26 protein-coding genes and 1 pseudogene are annotated in these 26,050 nt (G+C 55.5%); 13 read left to right on the top strand and 14 right to left on the bottom strand.

Features of this window, described 5'->3' with window-relative positions; genetic code table 11:
* Together GS12_RS17845 and GS12_RS17840 are read right to left on the bottom strand one after the other, a co-directional pair.
* Nucleotides 1-283: pseudogene (locus GS12_RS17845) on the bottom strand (4-hydroxy-tetrahydrodipicolinate reductase); the annotation flags it as partial.
* A 173-nt stretch (nucleotides 284-456) separates the two neighbouring features.
* Nucleotides 457-1,470 carry a LacI family DNA-binding transcriptional regulator gene (locus GS12_RS17840; RefSeq protein ID WP_034949330.1) on the bottom strand — a complete coding sequence of 338 codons (1,014 nt, stop codon included), beginning with the start codon at nucleotides 1,468-1,470 and terminating at the stop codon, nucleotides 457-459.
* A gap of 197 nt (nucleotides 1,471-1,667) precedes the next feature.
* Between GS12_RS17840 and GS12_RS17835 the strand changes: the two genes are divergently transcribed.
* From GS12_RS17835 to GS12_RS17815, 5 genes are read left to right on the top strand one after another with little or no spacing between them, the layout of a single operon-like run.
* Entirely contained in the window at nucleotides 1,668-3,416 is a 1,749-nt protein-coding gene (locus tag GS12_RS17835) for a class I mannose-6-phosphate isomerase (RefSeq protein WP_034949328.1), read from the top strand.
* A 2-nt stretch (nucleotides 3,417-3,418) separates the two neighbouring features.
* Nucleotides 3,419-3,847 carry a PTS sugar transporter subunit IIA gene (locus GS12_RS17830; protein WP_034949326.1) on the top strand — a complete coding sequence of 143 codons (429 nt, stop codon included), beginning with the start codon at nucleotides 3,419-3,421 and terminating at the stop codon, nucleotides 3,845-3,847.
* Nucleotides 3,848-3,856: 9 nt separating this feature from the next.
* Nucleotides 3,857-4,351 (top strand): PTS system mannose/fructose/N-acetylgalactosamine-transporter subunit IIB, encoded by a 495-nt coding sequence (locus tag GS12_RS17825; RefSeq protein ID WP_034949325.1) that lies wholly within the window; start codon nucleotides 3,857-3,859, stop codon nucleotides 4,349-4,351.
* A gap of 10 nt (nucleotides 4,352-4,361) precedes the next feature.
* The gene (locus GS12_RS17820; protein WP_034949323.1) at nucleotides 4,362-5,156 is read left to right on the top strand and encodes a PTS mannose/fructose/sorbose/N-acetylgalactosamine transporter subunit IIC; all 795 of its coding nucleotides are present in this window, start codon (nucleotides 4,362-4,364) and stop codon (nucleotides 5,154-5,156) included.
* Entirely contained in the window at nucleotides 5,156-5,977 is an 822-nt protein-coding gene (locus tag GS12_RS17815) for a PTS system mannose/fructose/sorbose family transporter subunit IID (protein ID WP_034949321.1), read from the top strand. The genes GS12_RS17820 and GS12_RS17815 overlap by 1 nt, the downstream gene beginning before the upstream one ends.
* Before the next feature lie 61 nt (nucleotides 5,978-6,038).
* Here GS12_RS17815 and ispH read toward each other — a convergent pair whose 3' ends face one another.
* From ispH to ribF, 5 genes are read right to left on the bottom strand one after another with little or no spacing between them, the layout of a single operon-like run.
* Nucleotides 6,039-6,992, bottom strand: coding sequence for a 4-hydroxy-3-methylbut-2-enyl diphosphate reductase (gene ispH, locus GS12_RS17810; RefSeq protein WP_034949319.1), 954 nt, complete (start codon nucleotides 6,990-6,992; stop codon nucleotides 6,039-6,041).
* Nucleotides 6,973-7,443 carry an FKBP-type peptidyl-prolyl cis-trans isomerase gene (gene fkpB / locus GS12_RS17805; RefSeq protein ID WP_034949317.1) on the bottom strand — a complete coding sequence of 157 codons (471 nt, stop codon included), beginning with the start codon at nucleotides 7,441-7,443 and terminating at the stop codon, nucleotides 6,973-6,975. The genes ispH and fkpB overlap by 20 nt, the downstream gene beginning before the upstream one ends.
* A gap of 9 nt (nucleotides 7,444-7,452) precedes the next feature.
* Complete coding sequence (gene lspA, locus GS12_RS17800) at nucleotides 7,453-7,953, bottom strand: signal peptidase II (RefSeq protein WP_200884538.1); 501 nt, start codon at nucleotides 7,951-7,953, stop codon at nucleotides 7,453-7,455.
* Nucleotides 7,953-10,769, bottom strand: coding sequence for an isoleucine--tRNA ligase (ileS, locus tag GS12_RS17795; protein WP_034949314.1), 2,817 nt, complete (start codon nucleotides 10,767-10,769; stop codon nucleotides 7,953-7,955). Before ileS ends, lspA begins: the two co-directional genes overlap by 1 nt.
* Before the next feature lie 30 nt (nucleotides 10,770-10,799).
* The gene (gene ribF, locus GS12_RS17790; RefSeq protein WP_034949312.1) at nucleotides 10,800-11,738 is read right to left on the bottom strand and encodes a bifunctional riboflavin kinase/FAD synthetase; all 939 of its coding nucleotides are present in this window, start codon (nucleotides 11,736-11,738) and stop codon (nucleotides 10,800-10,802) included.
* A 305-nt stretch (nucleotides 11,739-12,043) separates the two neighbouring features.
* On the opposite strand from ribF, the gene rpsT reads away from it, so the two are divergent.
* A complete protein-coding gene (gene rpsT / locus GS12_RS17785) occupies nucleotides 12,044-12,307 on the top strand; it encodes a 30S ribosomal protein S20 (protein ID WP_034912170.1) in 264 nt (87 codons plus the stop codon).
* Between the two features lie 106 nt (nucleotides 12,308-12,413).
* Here rpsT and nhaA read toward each other — a convergent pair whose 3' ends face one another.
* Together nhaA and GS12_RS17775 are read right to left on the bottom strand one after the other, a co-directional pair.
* Nucleotides 12,414-13,574: a Na+/H+ antiporter NhaA gene (nhaA, locus tag GS12_RS17780; RefSeq protein ID WP_034949310.1), complete on the bottom strand. Its 1,161-nt coding sequence runs from the start codon at nucleotides 13,572-13,574 to the stop codon at nucleotides 12,414-12,416.
* 88 nt (nucleotides 13,575-13,662) lie between these two features.
* The gene (locus tag GS12_RS17775) at nucleotides 13,663-14,592 is read right to left on the bottom strand and encodes a LysR family transcriptional regulator (RefSeq protein ID WP_034949308.1); all 930 of its coding nucleotides are present in this window, start codon (nucleotides 14,590-14,592) and stop codon (nucleotides 13,663-13,665) included.
* Nucleotides 14,593-14,873: 281 nt separating this feature from the next.
* Here GS12_RS17775 and GS12_RS17770 point away from each other — a divergent pair, with 281 nt between their 5' ends.
* The 4 genes from GS12_RS17770 to GS12_RS17755 are packed head-to-tail and all read left to right on the top strand — an operon-like array spanning nucleotide 14,874 to nucleotide 17,246.
* Nucleotides 14,874-15,791 (top strand): SDR family NAD(P)-dependent oxidoreductase, encoded by a 918-nt coding sequence (locus GS12_RS17770; RefSeq protein ID WP_034949307.1) that lies wholly within the window; start codon nucleotides 14,874-14,876, stop codon nucleotides 15,789-15,791.
* Nucleotides 15,781-16,281, top strand: coding sequence for a DUF1097 domain-containing protein (locus GS12_RS17765; RefSeq protein ID WP_034949305.1), 501 nt, complete (start codon nucleotides 15,781-15,783; stop codon nucleotides 16,279-16,281). Before GS12_RS17770 ends, GS12_RS17765 begins: the two co-directional genes overlap by 11 nt.
* A gap of 33 nt (nucleotides 16,282-16,314) precedes the next feature.
* Nucleotides 16,315-16,773, top strand: a complete 459-nt coding sequence (locus tag GS12_RS17760) for a DoxX family protein (RefSeq protein ID WP_034949304.1) — start codon at nucleotides 16,315-16,317, stop codon at nucleotides 16,771-16,773.
* 53 nt (nucleotides 16,774-16,826) lie between these two features.
* Nucleotides 16,827-17,246, top strand: a complete 420-nt coding sequence (locus GS12_RS17755; protein ID WP_052118519.1) for a hypothetical protein — start codon at nucleotides 16,827-16,829, stop codon at nucleotides 17,244-17,246.
* A 61-nt stretch (nucleotides 17,247-17,307) separates the two neighbouring features.
* Here the strand turns inward: GS12_RS17755 and dnaJ are convergent, their stop codons facing one another.
* The gene (gene dnaJ / locus GS12_RS17750; RefSeq protein WP_034949303.1) at nucleotides 17,308-18,444 is read right to left on the bottom strand and encodes a molecular chaperone DnaJ; all 1,137 of its coding nucleotides are present in this window, start codon (nucleotides 18,442-18,444) and stop codon (nucleotides 17,308-17,310) included.
* Between the two features lie 108 nt (nucleotides 18,445-18,552).
* Nucleotides 18,553-20,466 (bottom strand): molecular chaperone DnaK, encoded by a 1,914-nt coding sequence (gene dnaK, locus GS12_RS17745; RefSeq protein WP_034949302.1) that lies wholly within the window; start codon nucleotides 20,464-20,466, stop codon nucleotides 18,553-18,555.
* Between the two features lie 309 nt (nucleotides 20,467-20,775).
* On the opposite strand from dnaK, the gene satP reads away from it, so the two are divergent.
* A complete protein-coding gene (gene satP, locus GS12_RS17740) occupies nucleotides 20,776-21,339 on the top strand; it encodes an acetate uptake transporter (protein ID WP_034949300.1) in 564 nt (187 codons plus the stop codon).
* 53 nt (nucleotides 21,340-21,392) lie between these two features.
* Here the strand turns inward: satP and GS12_RS17735 are convergent, their stop codons facing one another.
* From GS12_RS17735 to tal, 3 genes are all read right to left on the bottom strand, one after another.
* Nucleotides 21,393-22,691, bottom strand: a complete 1,299-nt coding sequence (locus GS12_RS17735; protein WP_034949298.1) for an MFS transporter — start codon at nucleotides 22,689-22,691, stop codon at nucleotides 21,393-21,395.
* Between the two features lie 128 nt (nucleotides 22,692-22,819).
* Nucleotides 22,820-23,407 carry a molybdopterin adenylyltransferase gene (gene mog / locus GS12_RS17730; protein WP_034949296.1) on the bottom strand — a complete coding sequence of 196 codons (588 nt, stop codon included), beginning with the start codon at nucleotides 23,405-23,407 and terminating at the stop codon, nucleotides 22,820-22,822.
* Nucleotides 23,408-23,512: 105 nt separating this feature from the next.
* Nucleotides 23,513-24,466 carry a transaldolase gene (gene tal, locus GS12_RS17725; protein ID WP_034949294.1) on the bottom strand — a complete coding sequence of 318 codons (954 nt, stop codon included), beginning with the start codon at nucleotides 24,464-24,466 and terminating at the stop codon, nucleotides 23,513-23,515.
* 205 nt (nucleotides 24,467-24,671) lie between these two features.
* Between tal and yaaA the strand changes: the two genes are divergently transcribed.
* A complete protein-coding gene (gene yaaA / locus GS12_RS17720; RefSeq protein ID WP_034949292.1) occupies nucleotides 24,672-25,448 on the top strand; it encodes a peroxide stress protein YaaA in 777 nt (258 codons plus the stop codon).
* A 151-nt stretch (nucleotides 25,449-25,599) separates the two neighbouring features.
* On the top strand, nucleotides 25,600-26,050 hold a 451-nt coding region (locus tag GS12_RS17715), incomplete at its 3' end, for a hypothetical protein (protein ID WP_034949290.1).

The following is a 26,050-nucleotide window of genomic DNA, read 5'->3' as shown; positions in this document are numbered from 1 at the left end:
GCTGACGACAGAAAGAGAGGTAGTCCAGCGTGGCTTCAGGTCGGGTGAAGTCAATCAGTACGTCAAAGTCCGATGCGACCGCAGGCAGATTATCAACGATACGAACGCCACACGCACCGCTGCCTGCCAGTTCACCCGCATCCGCGCCAACAAGCGACGAGCCACGTTTTACCACCGCTGCGCCAAGCCCGACGCCTTTCGTCTCTGCCACTGCCTGTAACAGCTGACGCCCCATCCGGCCGTCTGCGCCCACGATGGCAATGCGAATTGTTTTATCATTCATGATATATCTCTGAGTTGATTCTCCAGCCACCTACTGCGAGAAGAATAAAGGCAATCCCTAATGAAAACATTTAACGCGCCTTTAAAGCCAGCGGAAAAGCGCGACCATTAATATTTACCATCAAATCCACCCTGCTATTAACAGGATGGATTAACGCTTTTATTGCTCAGGGACTATACCTGACCAAAACCACATGACTCGCGTACCACTAACGCAGGCGGCAAAATAATACGTTTTGGCGGCTCGTCATTACCCTGAATGCGGCTGTAAAGCAGCTCACCCGCTTTACGGCCTATCTCTTTCGCCGCGACGGAGATTGTGGTCAGCCCAGGCTGCACCAGCGATGCTTCGGTAATGTCATCGAAGCCGACCAGTGCAAAATCTTTACCGGGTATGCGCCCCAGCTTACGCAGTGTCTGCATTACCCCCAGCGCAACAATATCCTGATAACAAACGGCAGCGGTAATCTGTGGAAAGCGTCGGAACAGCGCTTCAGAGACACGCGCGCCGTCGCTTTGCGATGCCTGAGACGTGACGATCCACTCACTGACTGGCGTAATATTCTGCTCCAGCAGCCTGCTTGTATAGCCGCCAATACGTCGGGCGCGACTGGTTGATCCCTCGCTGCCGCCAATAAACGCGATGTGCCGGTGGCCCAGATGCAATAAATGCCGCGTCGCAAGCTGAGCCCCCATAAAATTATCGGTACCAACAAAATCAAAATCTACGTCATCAAGCGGGCGCACCACCATAATTGTAGGGATGTTGCGTCGCTTCAGCGTTTCAAAAAAGAGCGGGGCCGTTCCTCTCGCGGCACAGAGCAGCATGCCACAGGCGTTATTACGCATCAGGGAATCAACAAATTTTTGCTGGCGCTCGCCGGATTCTTCGCTGTTTGCCAGAAACAACAGCAAATTATGGCGCTCAATCTCATGGCTCAGACCGGCAGTCATTTCGCTGTAAAAAGGGTTAGTAATGTCGTGCAGCAACAGTCCCACCTGATTACTGGTGCGATTTCGTAAATTCGCTGCCGTTTGGTTATAGACATAGCCCATTTCATCCAGCGTATGCAAAACCCGTTGTCTTGTGGCAACAGATATGCGCCCCTGATTGCGCAGCACCATTGAGACCGTTGCGGTTGAAACACCGGCCCGTTCAGCTACCTGCGCAAGCGTTACGGAAGTCATTTAATACCTCATTGCGATCGGATCTGACTTTAGGTTAATCGAATAATCAAATTTATACTTATCTCTTTGTGAAAAACCTCACAATCAGCAGAGAAATCGCCATAAATTACTGAAAATCTAGTGGTTAATCGCATATACCACGCTTTTAAAATTCGGTTAATCGATTAATCTAAAGTAAGTCCAACAGGGAGCGTGTAATGAAAAATAGTGCTTACGATAAGTATCCCGAAGTTCGCATTAGCGGCTTTGAGAATCATGCCTGGCGCGGCTGGTCAGCTATCAGAGAGCGTATAGCTGAGCAGTGTGCACAGCGAAAACGAAATGTGCTGGTTATCGATTGCTATCCTGGCGTCCGCCTTGATGAAATAGTGAGCCAGCTTATCGAGCATCTCGCTCCGGTGCAGGTTATCAATGCAGAAGAGGCTCGCCTCAATGAAGCCAGCCTGCATGACATGCTGGCGTATAACCTGACCGGCGACCGGGTCTTCGGCGTGCTCTCCTGCCACCAGCTCAGGGGTTTCTTCTGTGCTGAGAGGTTGACACAGCTTCAACAGAAAACAGAAGCGGTGCAGGAGGGGTTGGTGGTTATCTATGGCTCAGGCGCAGCGCTTGTTCATCCCGGCGATGTGCTGGTTTATGCCGACCTGACACGATGGGAGATTCAGCAACGGTTCCGCACCGGCGAATCAGGTAACTGGGGTGCCGACAACGCGCAGGAAGATCTTTTGCGTCGTTACAAGCGCGCTTTCTTTATAGAGTGGCGTGTGTTTGATCGCTACAAAACGCCGCTGCTTCAGCGTGCTGACTTTCTGCTTGATACCAATCAGCAGAACGATCCCGCATTGATCACCGGCACGGCGCTGCATGAGGCGCTGCGGCAAACCACGCAGCGGCCGTTTCGCGTGATGCCCTTCTTCGACCCCGGCGTCTGGGGCGGCCAGTGGATGAAAAACACCTTTGATCTCGATCCTTCACAGCCAAACTACGCATGGTGTTTTGACTGTGTGCCCGAGGAGAACAGCCTGTTACTCCGTGTTGGTGAGGTGCGGATCGAGATCCCCTCACAGGATCTGGTACTGCTGTACCCGCGTTCGCTATTGGGCGAAAAAGTCTACGCGCGTTTTGGTGCCGAATTTCCAATCCGCTTCGATTTTCTCGACACCATTGGCGGTCAGAACCTGAGCCTCCAGGTACATCCTCTGACCGACTATATCCAGCAAAATTTTGGTATGCACTATACCCAGGACGAAAGCTACTACCTGCTGGCGGCGGAACCGGACGCCACGGTACTTCTCGGTACCAAAACCGGTATCGATCCGCAGGAAATGCTGGACGATCTGGCGCGCGCGCAGCGAGGTGAGAAGGCCTTTGATGATGAAAAATTTATTAATCGCTTTCCGGCGCGCAAGCACGATCACTTCCTGATCCCGGCGGGCACCGTTCACTGCTCAGGCCAGGGCGCGGTGGTGCTGGAAATCAGCGCGACGCCCTACATCTTCACCTTCAAACTTTGGGACTGGGGAAGAGAGGGATTGGACGGACTGCCGCGTCCGGTACATCTGGAACATGGTGCGCAGGTTATCGACTGGCAGCGGGATACACAATGGGTCAGCGAGCATCTGGTAAATCGTTTCGAGCAGGTCGCCGAAGGTGACGGCTGGCGAGAAGAGCGCACCGGGCTGCATGCGTGCGCATTTATCGAAACCCGTCGCCACTGGTTCAGCAAGCCGGTCACGCATCATACCAACGGCGGCGTCAACGTACTTAATCTGATTGAGGGCAGCGAGGCACTGGTGGAAAGCCCACGTAATGCCTTTGCGCCTTTCCTCGTCCACTATGCCGAAACCTTTATTGTTCCGGCAGCGGTAGGCGAGTACCGCATTTCACCTTTTGGCAGCAGCACCGGAAAGCAGATCGCCACCATGAAAGCCTGGGTAAGGGGATAAATATGATTACTGTGATTCTTGCCACACATGGCCCGCTGGCAGAGGCGCTTTTAGCCAGTGCACGTATGGTCTATGGCGAACTGCCACACGTTTTCCCGGTCACGCTGGGGGAAACCAAAGGCATCAACGATTTTCGCGACGAGTTCGCCGCCGTGCTGCATCAGGCTGGCAAAGGGGCCGATGGCGTATTAGTACTCTGCGATCTTCAAAGCGGCACGCCGTGGAACGTCGCCTGCCATCATGCTTTCAACGCTGAGACGTCACCGCCTATGGCAATACTGAGCGGGGTTAATTTTCCTATGCTGCTGGAAAGCGACGATCTGAAAGCGATGACCAACGTTGATCAGGCCGCCGCCAGGCTTTTAGTGCTGGCGAAAGAGGCAACCGTGCACGCCCGACGGGTTGAAGCCGCGCAATCTGAGGATTTTTAAGAGGTCACTATGAGCATTTCTTTTGTACGCATCGACGACCGCGTGATCCACGGACAGCTTGTTACCCGCTGGGCGAAAGAGTTGCCGTGCGATGGCATCATTGCGATTGATGACGCCGTTGCCGCCGACCCGCTGCTCTCATCGGTGATGAAAGGCGCGGTGCAGGACATCAAAGTCTGGCTGTTTGATACCGCGACGGCAATTGAAAAACTGCCCAAAATTATCGCCAGCGAGAAACGTTACTTCGTGATTGGTAAATCGCCGCTCACCCTGAAGCGCATTGAGGAAGCGGGCATCAGTCTGCAAAACGCGAATAAAAAAATTAACGTTGGGCCGCTCAGCACCCGCGCCCATACCACCACCATCGGGCCTAACCAGGCCGTCACAGCAGACGAAGCGGCGGCATTTGACTACCTTGCGCAGTGCGGTCACCAGATTGAGTTTCGTCTGGTGCCCGACGCCGGTAGCGTTAGCTGGCAGGATGCCCGGCAGAAAATAAAGTAAGGAGGACGTCATGGCTTTTGAAGCGATACTCATCGGCATTCTTTGTTACCTTGGCGCGCTCAGCTCTCCCTGGCTTATGGGTGTTACCGGCGGCTGGTATCTGCTATCCCGCCCGCTGGTGTCGGGCATGCTGGTCGGCGTGATCCTCGGCGATGTGCAAACCGGCATCATCGTTGGCGTGGCGGTGCAGGCGGTTTACATTGCGATGGTGACGCCCGGCGGCGCGATGCCCGCCGACCTGAATTTTGTCGCCTTCCCCGCTATCGCGCTGGGCATTCTCTCTGATAAAGGGCCGGAAGTGGCGGTAGCGTTGGCCGCCACTATCGGTATCGCCGGTACGGTGCTCTTTAATGCCATGCTGGTGCTGAACTCATGGTGGAACCATCGCGCAGACGTGGCGCTGGAAAAAGGTGACGAGCGCGGTGTTTACCTCAACAGCGCCATCTGGCCGCAGGTCACCAACTTTCTGATGCGCTTCATTCCTACCTTCATCGCGGTCTATTACGGCGCACGCTATATCAACGGCTTTATGGAGAGTTTGCCGCAAATGGTTTTGTCGACGATGAACGTGCTGGGCGGCATTCTGCCTGCGGTAGGCATCGCTATCCTGCTGAAGCAGATCATTAAGCACTACAGCATGCTGATTTACTTCCTGGTGGGCTTTATCTGCATTGTGTTTCTTAAGCTGAACATGGTGGCGCTGGTGATGGTAGGCAGCCTTCTGGCGCTGATTCATTACAATTACAAACCAGAACCACCGGCACCTGAAGTGGAAAAATCAGATGATGAAGAGGATGAATTCTGATGGAAGACCGTAAATTAACCCGCCGTGATCTGCGTCGCTGCTGGCGCAGTTGGATGATGTATAACCTCTCATCAATGAGTTTCGAGCGGCTGGCGTCATTCGGTTTTTGTCTGAGCATGATGCCGGTAGCGAAGAAGCTCTATCCCGATCCGCAGGAACGCAAGGAAATGCTAAAGCGGCACGCCTCTTTTTATAACGTGGAGCCGCAGATAGGCGCTATCGTCAACGGCATGGTGCTGGGATTGGAGGAAAAACGTGCCAACGGCGAGCCTGTCGACAGTGAAACAATCAATACGCTCAAGGTCGGCCTGATGGGGCCGGTGGCGGGTATTGGCGATTCAATGATCCCAGGCATGTTGATCCCCATACTGCTTAGCATCGGCATGGCGCTCGCCGCAGGCGGCAGTCTTCTCGGTCCGCTGTTTTACTGCGTCGCCTGGCTGGCAATTATTCTCCCCGGCACGTGGTTTTTGTTTTTAAAAGGCTACCGTATGGGTTCAACCTCGGTTGAGATGCTGGTGAGCAGTAAATCAGGCCGACTACGCGAGGCGCTGTCGCTTCTGGGGGTTTTTGTGATGGGGGGCGTGGCGGCAAGCTACGTAAAACTGGGTACCGGCCTGGAGTTTATCACCAGGGACGGCGTTAATATTCAACTTCAGCAGATGCTGGATGGCATTTTCCCCCAGTTGCTGCCGCTCTGCGTGGTGATTGGCACCTGGTTCCTTATGGCAAAGCGCGGGCTTTCGCCGGTTAAAGCGATGCTTCTTCTGCTGGCAGTGGCTGCGGCGGGAACCGCTCTGGGATTGTTCGTCGGTGAGTAAAAGCGAGGCGTTTTGTGCTGTCCCGGAATACCCTCCGGCACAGCACAAAAGGAGGAGATCGTTAGTTCACTTCACGAACGTCGACCCGCAGTTCTTTCGGCACTTCGAAGACAATATTCTCTTCGCGACCAATCAGTTCAATCGCCACGTCGCCTCCGTAGTCACGCAGCCGCTGGATCACCTCCTGCACCAGCACGTCCGGCGCGGAGGCGCCAGCCGTCACGCCAACGCAGCTTACGCCTTTGACCCACTCTTCCTGAATATCATCCGCTGAGTCAATCAGGCGGGCCAGCTTACCGGCGCGCTGCGCCAGTTCCGCAAGGCGGTTGGAGTTAGAGGAGTTACGCGAGCCCACTACCAGCACCACGTCGGCATCCTTCGCCAGCGTTCGCACCGCTTCCTGCCGGTTAGTGGTGGCATAGCAGATATCGTCCTTGCGCGGCCCGACGATCTTCGGAAAACGGTCGCGCAGCGCATCAATGACCTCGTAAGTATCATCGACCGACAGCGTGGTTTGCGTCATAAAGCAGAGGTTCGCCTCATCTTTAACCTGAAGCTTATAGACATCGGCGGGCGACTCAACCAGGTACATGCCCCCTTTCGGGTTATTGTACTGGCCCATGGTGCCTTCCACTTCAGGGTGCCCCGCATGACCAATCAGGATTGCCTCGGTGCCTTTACGACTGGCACGCGCCACTTCCATATGCACTTTTGTGACCAGCGGACAGGTTGCATCGAACAGCATGGTCAGATCGCGCGCTTTTGCTTCAGCGCGTACCGCCTGAGAAACGCCGTGCGCGGAGAAAATCAGGATTGAGCCGTCCGGCACTTCTGTAATCTCTTCAATGAAGATTGCGCCGCGCTCACGCAGGCTGTTAACAACGTAGCGATTGTGCACCACTTCGTGGCGAACGTAGATCGGCGCGCCGTACATCTCCAGCGCGCGCTCAACGATGCTGATGGCGCGGTCAACGCCCGCGCAGAAGCCGCGAGGATTAGCCAGCAGAATTTGCATTGGTTGCCTCCAGCGCCGGATCGATCTCCAGCACTTCAACGTCAAAATGAACGGTCTGTCCGGCCAGCGGATGGTTAAAATCTACGGTGATGGAGTCGCCGGAAATTTCGCGGATCACCCCTGGCATTTCGTTGCCGTCCATGCCGCTGAACAGCATAATCGCGCCGATTTCCGGCTCGCCTGCGTCGGTGAAATCACGGCGAGAGAAATACTGGATCAAATCGGGGCTGGTGAGGCCAAAAGCCGCCTCCGGCACCAACGAGAAGGCTTTTTTCTCACCCTGACGCAGACCGATCAGTTCCGCTTCCAGCGCGTCCGACAGGCTGCCATCGCCAAGGCTGAACAGCGCCGGTTTGCCATTATCGCGCGTCGATTCCGCCGTGGAGCCGTCTTCCAGCTTCAGCGTGAAATGCACCAGTACTGCGCTGTCATGCTGTACAGAATCCGTCATGACCTGCCCTTAATTTTTTGCACGTTTGCCGGACGGACTGAGAAAGCCCTCCAGCACGATCAGCGCGGCACCGATACAGATGCCGCAGTCAGCGATATTAAACGTCGCGAAGTGCCAGTTGCCGACATAGAAGTCGATAAAATCAACCACAAAGCCGTGATAAGCACGATCGAACAGGTTGCCCGCCGCGCCGCCGACGATCAGCGCATAGGCCACGTTGTTTAACCGGTTACTGGCTGGCGTGCGATACATCATCACCAGCAGCGCGACCACAATGGCTACCGCAATACCGGCAAAGAACCAGCGCTGCCAACCGCCCTTGTCGGCCAGAAAGCTGAACGCCGCGCCGTAGTTGTGTGCATAAAAAAAGTTGAAAAACGGCATGATCGACATCGACTGATGCAGTTGCAGCGTATTCATGATCCACTGCTTGCTGGCAAAGTCGACGACGATCACCACCACCACCAGCCACAGCCAGCGAAGTCCGGTTGAGAGTAAAGGTTTACGCATTATGCAAATTTACGCTGTTCGCCGTCACCGGCTACGTTGGTAACACAGCGTCCGCAAATATCCGGATGCTCCGCATTCTGACCAATGTCAGTAGTGTAGTGCCAGCAGCGCGGGCATTTCTCGCCTTCGGCCTTGTTCAACGCAATTTTCAGACCTTTCAGCAGTTCGCTTTGCTGCGCATCGGCAGTGGCGAGCTCAAGATCGGCCACCTGCGCGCCTGAAGTCAGCAGCACAAACCGCAGTTCGTCGCCCAGGCTGGTCAGTTTTTCCGCCAGTCCGGCCTCGGCGTAAAGCGTAACGCTTGCTTCCAGCGAACCACCCACGCGCTTCTCGGCACGCGCCTGCTCGATAACCTTGTTGACTTCACCGCGCACCTTCAGCAGATCCGCCCAGTAAGCATCGTTCATTGACTCGTTTTCTGCGAGACCAAACAGCCCGTCAAACCACTCTTCGGTAAAGACGTATTGCGCACGCTTGCCGGGCAGTTCGTTCCAGATCTCATCCGCCGTGAAGGACATGATCGGCGCCATCCAGCGCACCAGCGCTTCGGCAATGTAGAACAGCGCGGTCTGGCAGCTACGGCGCGCCAGGCTGTCACGCTGCGCGGTGTACTGGCGATCTTTGATGATATCAAGATAGAACGACCCCATCTCAATCGAGCAGAACTGCATCAGACGCTGCACCACTTCATGGAAATCATAGCGGTCATAGGAAGCGATGATATCGTCCTGCGCGGCTTTAGCGCGTCCGACCGCCCAGCGATCCAGCACCACCATCTCTTCCGGCCTGACGCTGTCGGTTTCCGGGTTGAAGCCGTTCAGGTTCGCCAGCAGGAAGCGCGCGGTGTTGCGGATGCGACGATAGGCGTCGGCGGAGCGTTTGAGGATCTCATCGGAAACGGCCATTTCGCCTGAATAGTCCGTTGAGGCCACCCACAGACGAAGAATATCACCACCCAGCTTGTTCATGACATCCTGCGGCGACACCGTATTGCCGATAGATTTCGACATCTTGCGGCCCTGGCCGTCAACGGTGAAACCATGCGTCAACACCTGACGATAAGGCGCTTTGCCTTTCATCGCAGTTGAAATCATCAGTGAAGACATAAACCAGCCGCGATGCTGATCCGAGCCTTCCAGATACATATCCGGCGAATGACCTTCAAATTCAGGACGCGCATCGACAACCGAATAGCTGGTAGAACCGGAGTCAAACCAGACGTCCAGCGTATCGGGCACCTTGACGTAGTTTTCTGCGTCGTCGCCCATCAGATCTTTCGCATCAAGATCCCACCAGGCCTGAATGCCGTCCTGCTCAACGCGCTGCGCGACTTTTTCCATTAGTTCCAGCGTATCAGGATGCAGCTGCTCGGTGTCTTTGTGCACAAACAGCGCCATCGGCACGCCCCAGGTACGCTGGCGAGAGATACACCAGTCCGGACGGTTAGCGACCATCGATTCAATACGCGCCTGGCCCCAGTCCGGGATCCACTGCACGCTCTTAATTTCGGAAAGGGACTGCGCACGCAGCCCTTTTTGATCCATGCTGATAAACCACTGCGGCGTGGCGCGGAAGATAATTGGCGTCTTGTGGCGCCAGCAGTGCGGATAGCTGTGCAGCATTTTTTCCACGTGCAGCAGCGCGCCTTTGTCCCGCAACAGTTCAACCACGCTGTCATTGGCTTTAAACACGTTAACGCCGTCCAGCCCCGGATACGTTCCCGGCAAATAGCAGCCGTCCGGGCCAACCGGGTTGGCCGTTTCAAGACCGTATTTTTGACCAATAACGTAGTCGTCAGGGCCGTGGCCCGGCGCGGTGTGCACCGCACCCGTACCGGCATCCAGCGTAACGTGTTCACCCATCACCACTGGCGAGGCATAGTCCAGGAATGGATGCCGGAAGGTCATCAGCTCCAGCGTGGCGCCTTTCGCTTCGCCTAACACCTGCCATTCGGCGATACCGGCACGCTTCATCACGCTCTCAACCAGGTCTTTAGCCAGGATCAGCGCGCGACCGTCAATCTGCACCAGTTGATAATCAAACTCAGGATGCAGAGAAATCGCGCGGTTGGCCGGCATCGTCCACGGCGTGGTGGTCCAGATAACCAGGGCAATCGGGCCGTTAACGCTGTCGGCGCCAAATTTGGCGCGCACGGCGTTGGCGTCGGTCGCGTTAAACATCACGTCGATGGATGGCGACGTTTTGTCATAATATTCCACTTCCGCCTCGGCCAGCGCGGAGCGGCAGTCCATGCACCAGTGCACCGGCTTGGCGCCTTTGTGCAAATGGCCGTTACCGATGATTTTGCCCAACGCACGAATGATATTGGCTTCGGTTTTGAAGTTCATCGTCAGGTAAGGGCGATCCCAGTCGCCCAGCACGCCAAGACGGATAAAGTCTTTTTTCTGCCCGTCGACCTGTTCCGCCGCGTATTTGCGGCAGGCTTCACGGAACTCGGCGGCAGTGACTTTTTCGCCCGGCTTGCCGATCATCTGTTCAACTTTATGCTCAATCGGCAGACCGTGGCAGTCCCAGCCCGGCACGTAGGGCGAGTCAAACCCCGCGAGGCCTTTGGACTTGACGATAATATCTTTCAGAATTTTGTTAACTGAGTGACCAATATGAATGCTGCCGTTGGCGTAGGGAGGGCCATCATGCAGGATAAAGGTTTTTTTCCCTTTCTTGGCTTCGCGAATGATGCCGTACAGGTTGTCATCATACCAGCGTTGCAGCATGCCCGGTTCGCGTTTGGCCAGATCGCCACGCATCGGGAACCCGGTTTCCGGCAAATTCAGGGTAGATTTAAAGTCACTCATCAGATTCTCAGTTCCGTATTTCGATTCTGTTTAAATCGGTGTTTTCAACCCAAAGAAAGTCCGGGCGCTCACCACATCTTTAGCAATTTGTTCTTTAAGCGCGTCAAGTGAAGCAAAACGCTGCTCGTTTCGTATTTTTTCACGCAGCACCACCTCGATATGGCGGCCATACAGGTCGATTGCAACGTCCAGCAGGTGAACTTCCAGCTGCTGACGCATACCGGCAACGGTAGGACGCGTCCCAATGTTTGCTACACCGGGCAGCGGATGCGACGCAATGCCGCGAACCTCAACGGCATACACGCCTTTTACCGGCGAAGCATAACGTTTGAGCGGCAAGTTGGCGGTAGGAAAACCGATAGTTCGGCCCAGCGCGTCGCCGTGTACCACGCGACCTGAGATGCTGAAGGGATGGCCCAGCAGCGAGGCCGCAAGTTCGAGGTTGTCATCCGCCAGCGCCTGACGGATGGCCGTGCTGCTGATGCGCTTGCCGTCATTGCAGAACGTTTGCGTACTGATAACGTCCATGCCGTGTGCGGCGCCCGCCTCCTGTAATAACAGGAAATCGCCTTTGCGACCAGCGCCAAAGCGGAAATCATCACCCACGGCAAGAAACTTCACGCCCAGCTTATCCACCAGCAGGTCGTTCACAAAACTCTGCGCGTCGATCTCAGCGAAGCGGCGATCGAAACGAATGCAGAGAACGGTATCCACGCCCGCTTCGCTGAGGTAGCGCAGTTTCTCCCGCAGCCGGGTAAGGCGCACGGGCGCGTTACCGGCGGCAAACAGCTCGAGCGGCTGCGGTTCGAACAGCATCACCATGACCGGCAGGTTTCGCCTGCGACCCTCTTCGCACAGTCGCGCCAGCAGCGCCTGATGGCCACGATGCACGCCATCAAAATTGCCGATAGTCAGCACGCAGCCTCGATGCTGCTCTCTGAGATTATGTATCCCGCGGATAAACTTCATGGCTGGCTCAGTTGGGTGGAAATCGGCGGATTATACCTTGTACAGCGATGAAAATTAACCCGCGAATGCGGCTTTACGGGGCATTTTATGCCACAGAAGCGGCCCGCGTGCGGCATTCTCATTTTTATTATGATTAAGCTGTATTCGCCAGCCCGAAGCTGGTAGAATCTTGCGCCATCAAAACGTAACCAGGCGTCGTCATTTCAGCGGCGCTTATTTGCACAAATCCATTGACAACCTGGGGCGGAAGAGGCATATTCCTCGGCCTTTGAATTGTCCTCATAGAACTATTTGGGAGTTGGACCTTGGCTAATATCAAATCAGCTAAGAAACGCGCCGTAACGTCTGAGAAGCGTCGTAAGCAAAACGCTAGCCGTCGTTCAATGTTGCGTACTTTTATCAAGAAAGTATACGCGGCTATCGCTGTTGGCGATAAAGCGGCTGCGCAGAACGCATTTAATGAAATGCAACCAATTGTGGACCGTCAGGCTGCTAAAGGCTTGATCCACAAAAACAAAGCGGCACGTCATAAATCAAATCTGACTGCACAGATCAACAAACTGGCTTAATCGCCAGCTGTTAATCGGCTTTGAAAGGAAACCGGCTCTTTGCCGGTTTTTTTTATGTCCGCCATTCAGTAACGGGCCAGCTCCTGAAGAGCCAGCCTGAAGACCCTTAGCGAAGTTTTATCCGCAGCAGCACGTAGCCCACCACCGCAGAAACGATGGACCCGGTAAGAATGCCGAGCTTCGCCAGTGTGACCATCTCTTCATGAGCGGCATCAAACGCCAGCGATGCAATGAAAATCGACATGGTAAAACCAATGCCGCAAAGCACGCCGATAGCGGCGATGTCGCGCATTCTGGTGCCTTCCGGCAGCGCAGCGATGCCTGTTTTCACCGCAAGCCAGCAAATCAGCGTAATGCCTACCGGTTTGCCGACAAACAGCCCAAGTATGATGCCGAGCGGCACGGCAGAAACCAGACCGTCCAGCGACACGCCGCTCAGCGTCACACCCGCATTGGCAAAAGCGAATAACGGCAGGATCAGCCAGCCCACCCACGGCGCCAGGCCATGAGCAAGATGGATTGCGGGCGAATGGCCATTTTGTTTTTCAATCGGGACGAAGAAGCCCACAATGACGCCCGCCAGCGTCGCATGGATACCTGATTTCAGTACCGCCACCCACAGCACAATGCCAACCAGCATATAAACCGCCACGCTGCGCACGCCAAGGCGATTCAGCAATGCCAGCACCGCTACCGCCCCCGCCGCGACGCTCAGCGAGGCCAGAGAGAGATCCTGCGTGTAAAAGAAGGCGATGATCAGAATGGCGCCAAGATCGTCAATCACTGCCAGCGCCATCAAAAACATCTTCAGCGCAGGCGGAACGCGACTGCCAAGCAGGGCTAAAATGCCCAGTGCGAAAGCGATATCGGTGGCGGTGGGGATTGCCCAACCATGTATGGCCAGCGGATCGTTATGATTAAGAAGCGTATAAATCGCGCCCGGCATTGCCATGCCGCCAATGGCGGCAATCAGTGGAAACATCGCGCGCTGCCGCGTGGCCAGCGAGCCTGAAACCAGTTCGTGCTTAACCTCAAGGCCAATCATCAGGAAAAAGAGCGCCATCAGCGCGTCATTGATCCACAGCAGCAGATTTTTGCTGATATCAAGCGAGCCAAAGCGAAACTCAACCGGCATAGCCAGTAACGCGTGATAGGACTGTTGGCTTGCCGCGCTGTTCGCCAGGATCATCGCCACCGCCGCAGCAATGATTAACACCACGCCGCCCGTTGCTTCACTTTTCAGTACTCTTTTCAGTCCCCATTTCATCAGGGCATTCCTTTAAAACAGAATAAAAATGTGGGCAACAGCATACGCGTAATGTGCCTCTGTAAGAATGGAAAACGTTATATAGCCATTAACCTGCGGTATCATTAACCGTGCTCAATGGGCCAAATTTTTTTTCATATAGCGGGCTGAGCCAGTCGATAAAAACCCGCACGCGTTGGGAAAGCTGTCGTTGATGAGGATAGAGCGCTGAAACAGGCATATCGGGGCTTTTCCATCCCTTCAGAACTTCAACCAGATCGCCGTCGAGCAGGGCATCTTCAACATGGAAGCGAGGAAGTTGGATTAACCCGCAGCCCTGCATCGCTCCGCTGACATAGCTCCCGGCATCGTTCACCGACAACCAGCCGCCAGTCTCAAAGCTGCGACGTTGTCCCCCGACAAACAGTTCAACCGGATAGTCTGATGCCCCACTGCTGGCAAAAAACCTGACAGCCTGGTGGGATGCCAGTTGATCAGGATGCGTGGGCGTGCCGAAACGGCGCAGGTAACGTGGGCTGGCGCAAATAAGTTGCGGCATAACAGCCAGTCGGCGCGCCGCCAGACTGGAATCTCTGGGCTCTCCCGCCCGGATGACACAATCAATCCCCTCAGGGATCAGGTTGGCTAACCGATCGCCACTGCTGATAACCAGCTCAATATCAGGATAGCGCGTGTGGAAAGTATCGATCTCAGGCAGGACAATATGTGCCGCATGAATACCATGCATTCCCACGTGCAAGATCCCTCGGGGATTGATCGCTATATGGCGCAGGGATGACTCTGCATTATCCAGATCCGACAGGATTTGTACGCAGCGCTTATAGAACGTATTCCCATCCAGGGTGGGCCGAACATGACGTGTCGAGCGTTCAAGCAATCGCACCTGAAGCCGGGCCTCCAGTGACTTGATGGCGTGGGTGGCCGTTGCACGTGGGATCCCCAGCGTATCGGCCGCCTGGCTGAAACTGTTCAGTTCAACAATACGGGTAAAGAGTTGCAGTGCAGCCAGACGATCCATAGTTTGTCGCAGTAAATCCGCCGGAAAAAGGGTGGCTCATCATACCGCCTTATTATTGTAAAAACTGTCAACTAATGTAATCTTTTACGGTGCATTCCTCGCTGCATTGGCTATTTTTACGCTAAAAAAGCGCCTTTCTGCATTTAATTATTGATGCAAATTGAATAGTCATATTCATTTCACACCATTTATCTTTTCCTGGAACAGTGGGACTCTCATTTTACAGACAGGCTTCGCCGCGACGGCCGCCTGTTACGACTTCCCATTTACAGGAGAGAACTATGGCTTACACCATACTGGTTACGGGTGCGTCATCGGGTTTTGGGCTGATGGCAGCACGTGCGCTTGCCGGGGCAGGACACGTCGTCTATGCATCAATGCGCGAAACGCAGGGCCGCAACGCGCAACGCGTGGTCGACATTACCCGGTGGGCCACAGATCATGCGGTGGATCTCCGCACGGTTGAACTCGACGTACAGTCTGAAACCTCCATCGCTGCGGCCATCACGAATATTGTGAATGAGAACGGTTGCCTGGATGTGGTTGTTCATAATGCCGGGCATATGGCATTCGGCCCGGCGGAAGCCTTCACGCCAGAACAATTTGCCCAACTCTATGATATTAACGTCCTTGGCGCACAGCGGGTTAATCGCGCTGCCCTGCCCGTCATGCGGCGTCAGGCGCAGGGATTGCTGGTTTGGGTCGGAAGTACAAGCCATCGTGGCGGCACGCCTCCCCTGCTGGCCCCCTATTTTGCGGCCAAAGCAGCCATGGACGCCCTGGCAGTCAGCTATGCGGCCGAACTGGCGCCCTGGGGTATCGAAACCAGTATTGTCGTGCCGGGCGCATTTACCGGTGGCACAAACCATTTCCTGCACGCCGGCGAACCCGCCGATACCGCGCGGCAGGGCGAATATGATACAGGCCCCACTGCCGGATTGCCTGATGACGTTCTGAAAAATCTCGCCGCCTGTGAGCCACCCGATGCCGAGCCGGCCAGCGTCGCGCGCGCTATCGTCGACGTGGTCGATACGCCTTTTGGTCACCGACCCTTTCGTGTACATATCGATCCTTCCGATGATGGCTGTGCCGTCGTTAATGCCGTGGCCGACCGTATCCGGGCAGAGTTTCTGCGCCGCATTAATATGGGCGACCTGTTATCACCCCGTCAAAAGGGAGTCGTTCACCATGGTAAATAACGGCTGGGGTAAACATCTCAGGATTGTATTGGGCGAGTCTTTCGTCGCCTCATCAGCCGCTACGATCGGGACGCTGGTATTTGAGGTGCCGGTGTGGGCGATGTTCATCGGCTGGATCGCTTTTTTTACGCGCGGTTTAAATTTGCGCAGCGGTCTGGTCAATCTTGCCTGTGTATTAATCGGGTTGTTACTGGGCATCGCCGCCGCCAACGCGTTACCTGTTCTTGGTCCGCTACTCGGTGCTTACGCCATCAGCGTGGTGGTCGTGGTGATCACCGCGATCGCTCTCTCACTGGCCAGAGCGCCTGTATTCAATAACCTGCTGGCTTTCTTTCTCGGACTGGTTGCCTGGTTTGCTGCGCATCTGCCTCCCTCACCTGGCGCGCTCTTTGACCTTGGGCTTGCGGCAACCCTCGGCACCCTGGCCGGGTTCCTTGCCCATATGTGGCAGCGCCACGTCAATACACCGTCGTCTACCACGGCTCAATAATGGCCCGACGCATCAAAAGGAAAGGAAAACGTGATGAAAAATTATGCGCAGAATGTTTACAGCCGGGCAGCGCAATTTGAACCTGCTGCATACGCCATATTACGCATCGCCTTTGGACTTATTCTTTTTACCCATGGCCTTCCTAAGGCGCTCGGCGCCTCACACGGTTCCATGGGCGATCCAATGGCAGGATCGATCCATCTTATCGGTGATATCATGGGATTACCCTTTGCACCACAGGTGGCTTTTCTGATTATGTTACTGGAAACGGTCGGCAGCATGATGCTGGTATTGGGCCTGGCGACACGCGTCATAGCCATGATCTTTGCTGGCGAGATGGTAGGTATCAGCGTGGCACTCGGTCCCACATGGCCGTGGATCGATCGGGGAATCGAATATCCGATTCTGATGGCATTCCTGGCATTCTATATGGTGGCGCGCGGCGGCGGCCGGTTTTCCGTCGATTGCAAATGGGGTCAGCATCAACGATAGTATTCGTCAGCCCTGATCCTTATTCGTCACTTAATCCGTTAAAAGGAAAGGAAATGATCCCCCTGTTCCTGACCGCCGCCCTCTCGACCGCCACAGCTGGCAGCGCGCTGGTCGATCCACGTCAGATAGTGGAGGCCTACTATGCGGCGCTCGAACATAAAGAGTATCGTTCAGCGTATCTGTATTGGAGCCGGGCGGGAGAGGCAAGCGGAAAAACCTGCAAACAGTTTCGCGACGGCTTCAGTCAAACAGCCCACACGCGCGTTATCGCCGGTAAAGCTGAAAACGCCGAAGCCGGCATGAGCCAGCGCTGGATCGACGTGCCGGTTGACGTCTTCGCGACGCTTAAGAGCGGCCAACAGCAGCATTTTCACGGACGTTATACCCTGCACCGTGTGGCCCCGGGCGTTGGCGCGTCCGCGGAGGCAGAGCAGTGGCATCTTTATTCGGCCAAACTGAAGATCGTCCGTTAACGGAAGCATAAGTAAAACGGGCAGCCTGAAGGCCGCCCGTTTGTCGTTTACAGCGTTTGAACTAGCGCGTCAGATCATCAAAAAACTTTTTCACGCCGTCGAAAAAGGTTTTCGAACGTGGGCTGTTCTTCTCGCCGCCCGGGCCGCCGAAACTTTCATCCAGTTCACGCAGCAGCGATTTCTGCTTGTCGCTGAGATTAACCGGCGTTTCAACCACCACGCGGCACAGCAGGTCGCCTGTCGCGCCGCCGCGTACGGACTTCACGCCCTTGCCACGCATGCGGAACAGCTTACCGGTCTGCGTTTCTGCGGGTACCTTCAGCTTAACGCGCCCGTCCAGAGTCGGCACTTCAATCTCGCCGCCCAGCGCGGCCATAATGAAGTTGATCGGCACTTCGCAATAGAGGTTGTTCTCTTCACGTTCAAAAATGTGGTGCTTACGCACCTGCACCTGAACGTAAAGATCGCCCGGAGGCGCGCCGTGTTCGCCCGCTTCGCCTTCGCCGGTAAGACGAATGCGATCGCCGGTATCCACGCCCGCCGGAATTTTCACCGACAGCGTTTTTGAACGCTCAACGCGACCGTGGCCGTGGCAGGCGTTGCAGGGTTCTTTTACGATCGAACCGCGGCCATGACAGGTCGGACAGGCCTGCTGTACGGTAAAGAAGCCCTGGCGCATCTGCACCTGGCCCTGACCATGACAGGTTGGGCAGGTCTGCGGCTGCGTGCCCGCTTTTGCGCCGCTGCCATGACAAACATCGCACTCTTCCAGCGTGGGAATACGAATTTCTTTGTTCACGCCGCGCACGGCTTCTTCCAGCGTCAGCTCCATGTTGTAGCGCAGATCCGAGCCGCGCGCCGCACGCTGCTGGCGACGACCGCCGCCAAAAATATCGCCAAACACGTCGCCGAAGATATCGCTGAAGTCGGCGCCGCCGCCGCCATAGCCTCCGCCGCCACCCATACCGCCCTGTTCAAAAGCGGCATGGCCGTACTGATCGTAGGCCGCGCGCTTCTGCGCGTCGGTCAGAATTTCGTAGGCTTCCTTGACCTCTTTAAATTTGGCTTCCGATTCTTTGTCACCCGGATTGCGATCGGGATGGAGTTTCATCGCCAGGCGTTTATAGGCCTTTTTGATTTCACGCTCTTCCGCCGATCGGGAGACGCCTAAAATCTCGTAATAGTCTTTTTTCGCCATTCTGGTGGTCCTGCCCTTAACATGCATGCACGGGCGTGGAGAAACTCCGCCGCCCGTGCTGGTTAATCAGTGGCTCCGGTCAGAGCCACCGTGCCCGCTCAAGGGCGATTATTTTTTGTTGTCTTTGACTTCTTCAAACTCTGCGTCAACCACATCGTCGTCCTGCTTCGCAGCAGCATCGCCTGCGTCGGTCGCGCCGCCCGCAGCCTGCTGCTGAGCAAATTCCATCAGCTTACTGGATACCTGCATCAGCGCCTGCATTTTGGCTTCGATTTCAGCTTTGTCTTCGCCTTTCAACGCGGTATTCAGCTCGGTCAGCGCGGCTTCGATAGGTGCCTTGTCGTCCGCCGGCAGTTTATCGCCCGCTTCGTCCAGCTGCTTGCGTGTGCTGTGGGACAGATGATCGGCCTGGTTGCGAACCTGCACCAGCTCCTCAAATTTACGATCCGACTCGGCATTTGCTTCCGCGTCACGAACCATTTTTTCGATCTCATCGTCATTCAGGCCTGAAGACGCCTTAATGGTGATCTTCTGCTCTTTACCGCTGTTTTTGTCCTTAGCGGAAACGTGCAGGATGCCGTCGGCATCAATATCGAAGGTCACTTCGATCTGCGGCATACCGCGCGGTGCGGACTGAATACCGTCCAGGTTGAACTGGCCCAGCGATTTGTTATCCGCCGCGCGCTTACGCTCACCCTGCACCACGTGAATGGTTACCGCAGACTGGTTGTCTTCAGCGGTAGAGAACACCTGGCTGTGCTTGGTCGGAATCGTGGTGTTCTTGCTGATCAGCGAGGTCATCACGCCGCCCATGGTTTCGATACCCAGCGAAAGCGGGGTAACGTCCAGCAGCAGCACGTCTTTCACGTCGCCGGCCAGCACGCCGCCCTGAACCGCCGCGCCAACGGCAACGGCTTCATCCGGGTTAACGTCTTTGCGTGGCTCTTTACCAAAGAACCCGGCGACTTTCGACTGCACCATTGGCATACGGGTCTGACCGCCCACCAGGATCACATCGTTGATATCGGAAACGGACAGGCCTGCGTCCTGAAGCGCCACCTTCAGCGGCTCGATAGAACGGGTCACCAAATCTTCAACCAGTGATTCCAGTTTCGCCCGGGTCACCTTAATGTTCAGGTGCTTAGGCCCGGTTGCATCCGCCGTGATGTACGGCAGGTTAACGTCGGTCTGCTGGGCAGAAGAAAGCTCAATTTTCGCTTTCTCGGCGGCTTCTTTCAGACGCTGCATTGCCAGCGGATCGTTGTGCAGATCGATACCCTGATCTTTCTTAAATTCAGCCACCAGATAGTTGATCATACGGCTGTCGAAGTCTTCGCCACCCAGGTGGGTATCACCGTTGGTCGCCAGCACTTCAAAGGTTTTTTCGCCATCTACTTCATCGATTTCGATGATGGAGATATCGAACGTACCGCCGCCGAGGTCATACACCGCGATGGTGCGGTTGCCCTGGCCTTTATCCATACCGTAAGCCAGCGCGGCCGCGGTAGGTTCGTTGATAATACGTTTAACGTCCAGACCGGCGATGCGGCCTGCGTCTTTGGTTGCCTGACGCTGCGCATCGTTGAAGTAAGCAGGCACGGTGATCACGGCTTCGGTAACCGGCTCACCCAGGTAATCTTCTGCGGTTTTCTTCATTTTCTTCAGCACTTCGGCAGAAATCTGCGGCGGTGCCATTTTCTGGCCTTTCACGTCCAGCCATGCGTCACCGTTATCAGAACCGGTGATTTTGTAAGGCATGATTTTGATGTCGCGCTGGACTTCTTCGTCCTGGAAACGACGGCCAATCAGGCGTTTGATAGCAAACAGGGTATTCTGTGGGTTCGTCACGGCCTGACGTTTAGCAGGCTGGCCAACCAGCGTTTCACCGTCCTGGGTGTAGGCGATGATCGATGGCGTGGTGCGATCGCCTTCAGCATTTTCCAGAACGCGCGCTTTGCCGCCGTCCATAATCGCGACACAAGAGTTGGTCGTACCCAGGTCAATACCAATAATTTTACCCATCTACACTTCTCCCACTTAAATTTGGTTCAAATCAGGTTATGCACACTTAATGCGGGCTGTTTTGACCGTTTCAACCGTCGTCGCCACGCTTTTTTTCAATATCCATAACCCTGGATGCCAAATAAGATGGGGCCATCCACCCCCGCATCAAGGGGCAAGGCGAAAAATATTTCGTTTTATATTTCCCAGATCAATGTTTACTCCTCCCCGGATCATTATGATGCCGCGCTGCTGGCTAATCCGGCGGCAGGCGATGCCTGTACGTCACTGACCGCTCTTTTCTATTATTTCTGTTTCCGCTGAGGACATATGCATAACACGAAGTTGGCGAATCCTGGTCCGCTGGGCCTGATGGGATTCGGGATGACCACCGTTTTACTTAACCTGCATAACGCAGGCTTTTTCCCGTTGACCTCCGTGATCGTCAGCATGGGGATCTTTTTTGGCGGTCTGGCGCAGATTTTTGCCGGCCTGCTGGAATATAAAAAAGGCAACACGTTCGGCCTGACCGCTTTTACCTCTTATGGCTGCTTCTGGTTGAGTCTGGTGGGAATTTTAGTACTGCCGCGCATGGGACTGGCAGAACCGACCCCTCCGGCATTCCTCGGTGTCTGGCTGGCGCTGTGGGGTATCTTTACGCTGTTTATGTTCTTTGGCACGCTGCGCGCCAACCGCGCGTTGCAGTTCGTTTTCGCCAGCCTGACGCTGCTGTTCGCGATGTTGGCGATTGGCAATATCAGCGGCAACGCGGCGCTGCTGAAGCTGGCTGGTTATGAAGGCATCCTCTGCGGCGCCAGCGCGATCTATCTGGCAATGGCGGAAGTCATTAACGAACAGTTAGGCGGCAAAAAGCTGCCAATTGGCGAAATATAAACGCGCTCTGCATTGTGAAATAAAATGCCCTGCCGATTACGCAGGGCTTTTTTTTATCCATGAATAAGTCGCGCGCTGCTGTTCAGGTCGCGTCGCAGGTAAACGCCGGTGAGCAGCCCGATAAGCGACAGCGCGAGAATATAGTAAGCCGGTGCCAGCGGCGTTACCGCCATCACCAGCGTGACGCAGATTGGCGTCAAGCCGCCGAAAATGGCGTACGCCACGTTATAGGAGAAGGAGATGCCGGTAAAACGCACTTCGGCCGGGAAAGCGCGCACCATCACGTAAGGCACCGCGCCCACCACGCCGACGCTGTAACCTGCCAGCGCATAGCTGGCAAACAGCATTTCCGGGTGCGTGCCCACCGAGTGATAGAACAACCAACTGCACAGTGCTAACAACGCGCTGCCGACAATGAGAGTTTTGCTGGCGCCAACGCGATCGGCGGCCAGTCCTGCGCTGATGCAGCCGGCGATCAGCGCAAGGGTAGCAAGGCTGTTTGCCTGAAGCGCCTGCTCAGCGGCAATGCCGTACTGTTTTTGCAGCCAGGTTGGCGTCATCAGGATCACCACCACGATACAGGCGGAGAGCAGCCAGGTCAGCAGCATACAGACCGCCACCTCTTTTTTGTGCTTCATCACCACCGCCTTCAGCGGCAGCTCTGCCGACAATGCTTTACGCGCCTGCATCCGGACAAACACCGGTGTTTCATGCAGCCAGCGCCGTAGCCAGAGCGCAATCAGGCCGAAAATCCCCCCCAGAAAGAAGGGAATACGCCAGCCGTTTGCCGCTACCTGCTGCTGCGACATCGTGCTGGTCACCAGCGTCGCCACAACAGAACCTAACAAAATACCTGCGGTCAGTCCGGCGGTCAGCGTTCCGCAGGCAAGGCCGATACGCTTTTCGGGCACGTGTTCCGCCACAAAAACCCAGGCGCCGGGCACTTCGCCGCCGATCGCCGCGCCCTGCAAAATGCGCAGCAGCAGCAGCAGCAGTACCGGCGCGGCGATGCCGATTGTTTGATACCCAGGCAGTAGCCCCATTGCCAGAGTTGGCAATGCCATCAGCAGGATGCTGAGACTGAACATTTTTTTGCGCCCTTTGCTGTCGCCAAAGTGCGCCATGATGATGCCGCCCAGCGGACGCGCCAGATAGCCTGCGGCGAAAATGGCAAAGGTTTGCAGCTGACGCAGCCAGTCCGGGATGTCTGCCGGAAAGAACAGATCGCCCAGCACCGCGGCAAAAAAAACGAAAATGATAAAGTCGTAGAATTCGAGCGCGCCGCCGAGTGCGGCGAGAGAGAGCGTTTTATAATCCTGTCGGTTCAGGCGGCGATGGCTATCGTGATGCATAATTTTTCAGGCATATCCACAGTAAAAGGTATGAGGCGCTGACGCGCGCCCGTAAAGCTGGCTTTACTATACCGTCCATTTACCGATACACCAGCGAGGCTGGATTTTATGCCTGAAATTCTCTTTTTTTAGCCGTTTGTCTCGCGTCGGGCGCTTTTGGGGCGAAAAGCTGCTACCACATTCTCATTTGTTTCAACATATGGCCCCTCAAGCAGCTGGATACAATAAGGAACGCTGGCGAAAATGCCATGAACCTTCTGCTTACCTGCGGCATCCCTGACGCCTTCCAGCGTTTCTTTAATCGATTTCGGCTGGCCCGGTAAATTGATAATCAGCGATTGCTTGCGGATCACGCCCGTCTGTCGGGAGAGGATCGCGGTGGGCACAAAGTTCAGGCTGATTTGGCGCATCTGCTCGCCGAAGCCAGGCATCTCGCGGTCGGCGATCGCCAGCGTGGCATCGGGCGTAACATCCCGGCGCGCCGGGCCGGTACCGCCGGTGGTCAGCACCAGATGGCAGAAAAGCTCGTCCACCAGCTCGCAAATCGCCTGCTCTATCATCGGCTGCTCATCCGGCACGAGGCGCTTTTCCAGTTCAAACGGCGTTGACAGCGCCTGCGACAGCCAGCTTTCCAGGGCGGGCAGCCCCTGATCCTGATAAACGCCGTTAGCAGCGCGATCGGATACTGAAATTAATCCTATGCGTAGTGTATTCATTATTTTTTTACCCGATCCCCGGCCGGAGAAGGCGCGGGCTGAGGTTATAACCAGGAAGTACCAGGCGAGGTAAAACCGCTGGCCGAAACCAGCGGCATTTCAGGCTTACAGCAGATCGGCAATCATCTTATCGAGTTTGCCCTGGTCAACGGCGAAGTTGCGAATGCCCTGCGCCAGTTTGTCCACCGCCATCGGGTCCTGGTTGTGCTGCCACAGGAACTCAGACTCAGTCATTTTCGCCGGACGCGCCTTCACGTCGCCAGCCCAGGCCAGTTTGCGTTCCAGCGCGCCTTCGCTCTCTGCCAGCTCTTTTAGCAGGCCGGGAGAGATGGTTAAGCGATCGCAGCCGGCCAGCTCAATGATTTCGCCAATGTTGCGGAAGCTGGCGCCCATCACCACGGTTTCATAACCGTGCTGCTTGTAATATTTGTAGATTTCGCTGACGGAAACCACGCCCGGATCTTCGTGCGCGGCGTACTCTTTTTTATCGGTATTGGCTTTGTACCAGTCAAGAATACGGCCAACAAAAGGCGAGATCAGGAACACGCCCGCTTCCGCGCAGGCACGCGCCTGCGCGAAGGAGAACAGCAGCGTCAGGTTACAGTTGATGCCCTCTTTTTCCAGCTGCTCTGCGGCACGGATGCCCTGCCAGGTCGACGCGAGTTTGATCAGGATACGATCATTGCTGATGCCCGCATCGTTATAGAGTTTGATCAGCGTCCGCGCTTTGTTGATGCTGCCTTCGGTGTCGTAAGAGAGGCGCGCATCCACTTCAGTCGAAATACGGCCGGGCACCAGCTTGAGAATTTCCAGACCAATATTGACGTTCAGCTTATCGGCTGCGTGCTGGATCTGCTCGTCCCGGCTGCTGCTCTGGTCACGCGCCCAGCTAACCGCATCTTCAATCAGCTTGCGGTATTCCGGGATCTGCGCGGCACTGAGGATCAGTGAAGGGTTAGTTGTCGCGTCCTGGGGCTTGTAGAGCTTCATCGCTGCGATGTCGCCGGTGTCGGCAACAACAGTCGTAAGTTGACGCAGGGAAGTCAGTTTATCCGTCATGGTGGCCTTTCTCATCAGAGTGAAGTTATCAAAAGGGTCTGCCGCGATAATATCACGCGTCGGAAGCCGCGCAAGGTCAGCATTTCATGGCGCGTCCGCGTCGCTTATCGCTATGGCAGCGATTTGCCGCTTGCCGCCTCTTTTTTGCTACAGTAACGCTTTTCCGCTTTCGCCCGCACGGGCTCATTTACATAAGGACTCAGGCATGCTGATGGTCATTTCTCCGGCGAAAACGCTGGATTTTGAAAGCCCGCTGGCCACACGGCAGTTTACCCAGCCCGCGCTGCTGGATGATTCACAAAAGCTGATTGAGGTCGCGCGTAAACTGACGCCAGCACAGATTGGATCGTTGATGAGCATCAGCGACAAGCTCGCGGGCCTCAATGCAGAACGGTTTAATGACTGGCAGCCGCCCTTCACGCTGGAAAATGCACGGCAGGCGATCCTGGCGTTCAAAGGCGATGTCTACACCGGGCTGGAGGCAGAAACCTTTAAGCAAAAAGAGTTCGACTTCGCCCAGCAGCATTTGCGCATTCTTTCCGGCCTTTACGGCCTGCTACGCCCGCTGGATCTGATGCAGCCCTACCGGCTGGAGATGGGTATCCGTCTGGCGAATCCACAGGGCAAAGATCTCTACGCTTTCTGGGGAGAGAAGCTGACAGAGGCGGTGAACGCGGCGCTGGCGGAACAGGGCGACGAGGTAGTAATCAACCTTGCGTCGGATGAGTATTTTAAAGCCCTCAGGCCAAAGCAGGTTAACGGGCAGATTATTAAACCGGTGTTTCTTGATGAGAAGAACGGCAAATACAAGGTCATCAGCTTTTACGCTAAAAAAGCGCGCGGACTGATGAGCCGCTTTATTATTCAGCACCGGCTGAGCAAGGTAGCCGATCTGAAAAAATTTGACGTTGACGGCTATGCATATTCAGCCGCTGAGAGCAGCGACAGCGAACTGGTGTTTAAACGTGCCGAAAGGGCATAACTTTTTATTACTCTCAGCGTGGTTTAGGCGCCTGAATCTGCCTTATTCCTCGTGCTGCCATACCGTTTGTTTATACCTGCCCCCGCTGGAGGAACTGTGACAGTTTTATGACTCACCCACTCCCATTGCTTGTCACGATGCAGGAGTGGTTATGGATCAGCGGGCGTTATGCAAATCGATTAATGAACGAGCCTGGCAGGCCGCGCAATCCCGGGATAACCCTGCGGATGCACGCCTTGAAAACGCTCTGCCTTCCTCTGCGCGGCCGTGGCTGACCGCCACCGCTGCGCAGTTCGCTATCCCGGAGGATGCCTGTCGTCGCTTCAGCGAAAACGGGTTAATCAAGCTTGATGCGCTGCATGCCGTCATGGTGTGCCAGCAGGCGACGCCGGTCCCGCTCTGGCTGGCAACCGGTTACCTGCGCAAGCCGTCCGCGTTGCACGCCGACTTCTGGTACGAATCCCTCCTGCGCATCAATGATGTTGCCATGACGATAAACGGCATCGGCCTGGCGGTTGATGAGGAAGGTAATGCGTTACTCACCCGGCGACTGGCGGTGGATGAGGTCGACGATGCCGATGCGCTGGCAGACATTCTTAATG

The sequence above is a fragment of the Erwinia oleae genome (assembly GCF_000770305.1).
In the GTDB taxonomy this organism is placed as follows: domain Bacteria; phylum Pseudomonadota; class Gammaproteobacteria; order Enterobacterales; family Enterobacteriaceae; genus Erwinia; species Erwinia oleae.
The sequence above is the reverse complement of the archived record's forward strand: the minus strand, read 5'-3'. Positions and strand labels throughout refer to the sequence as shown.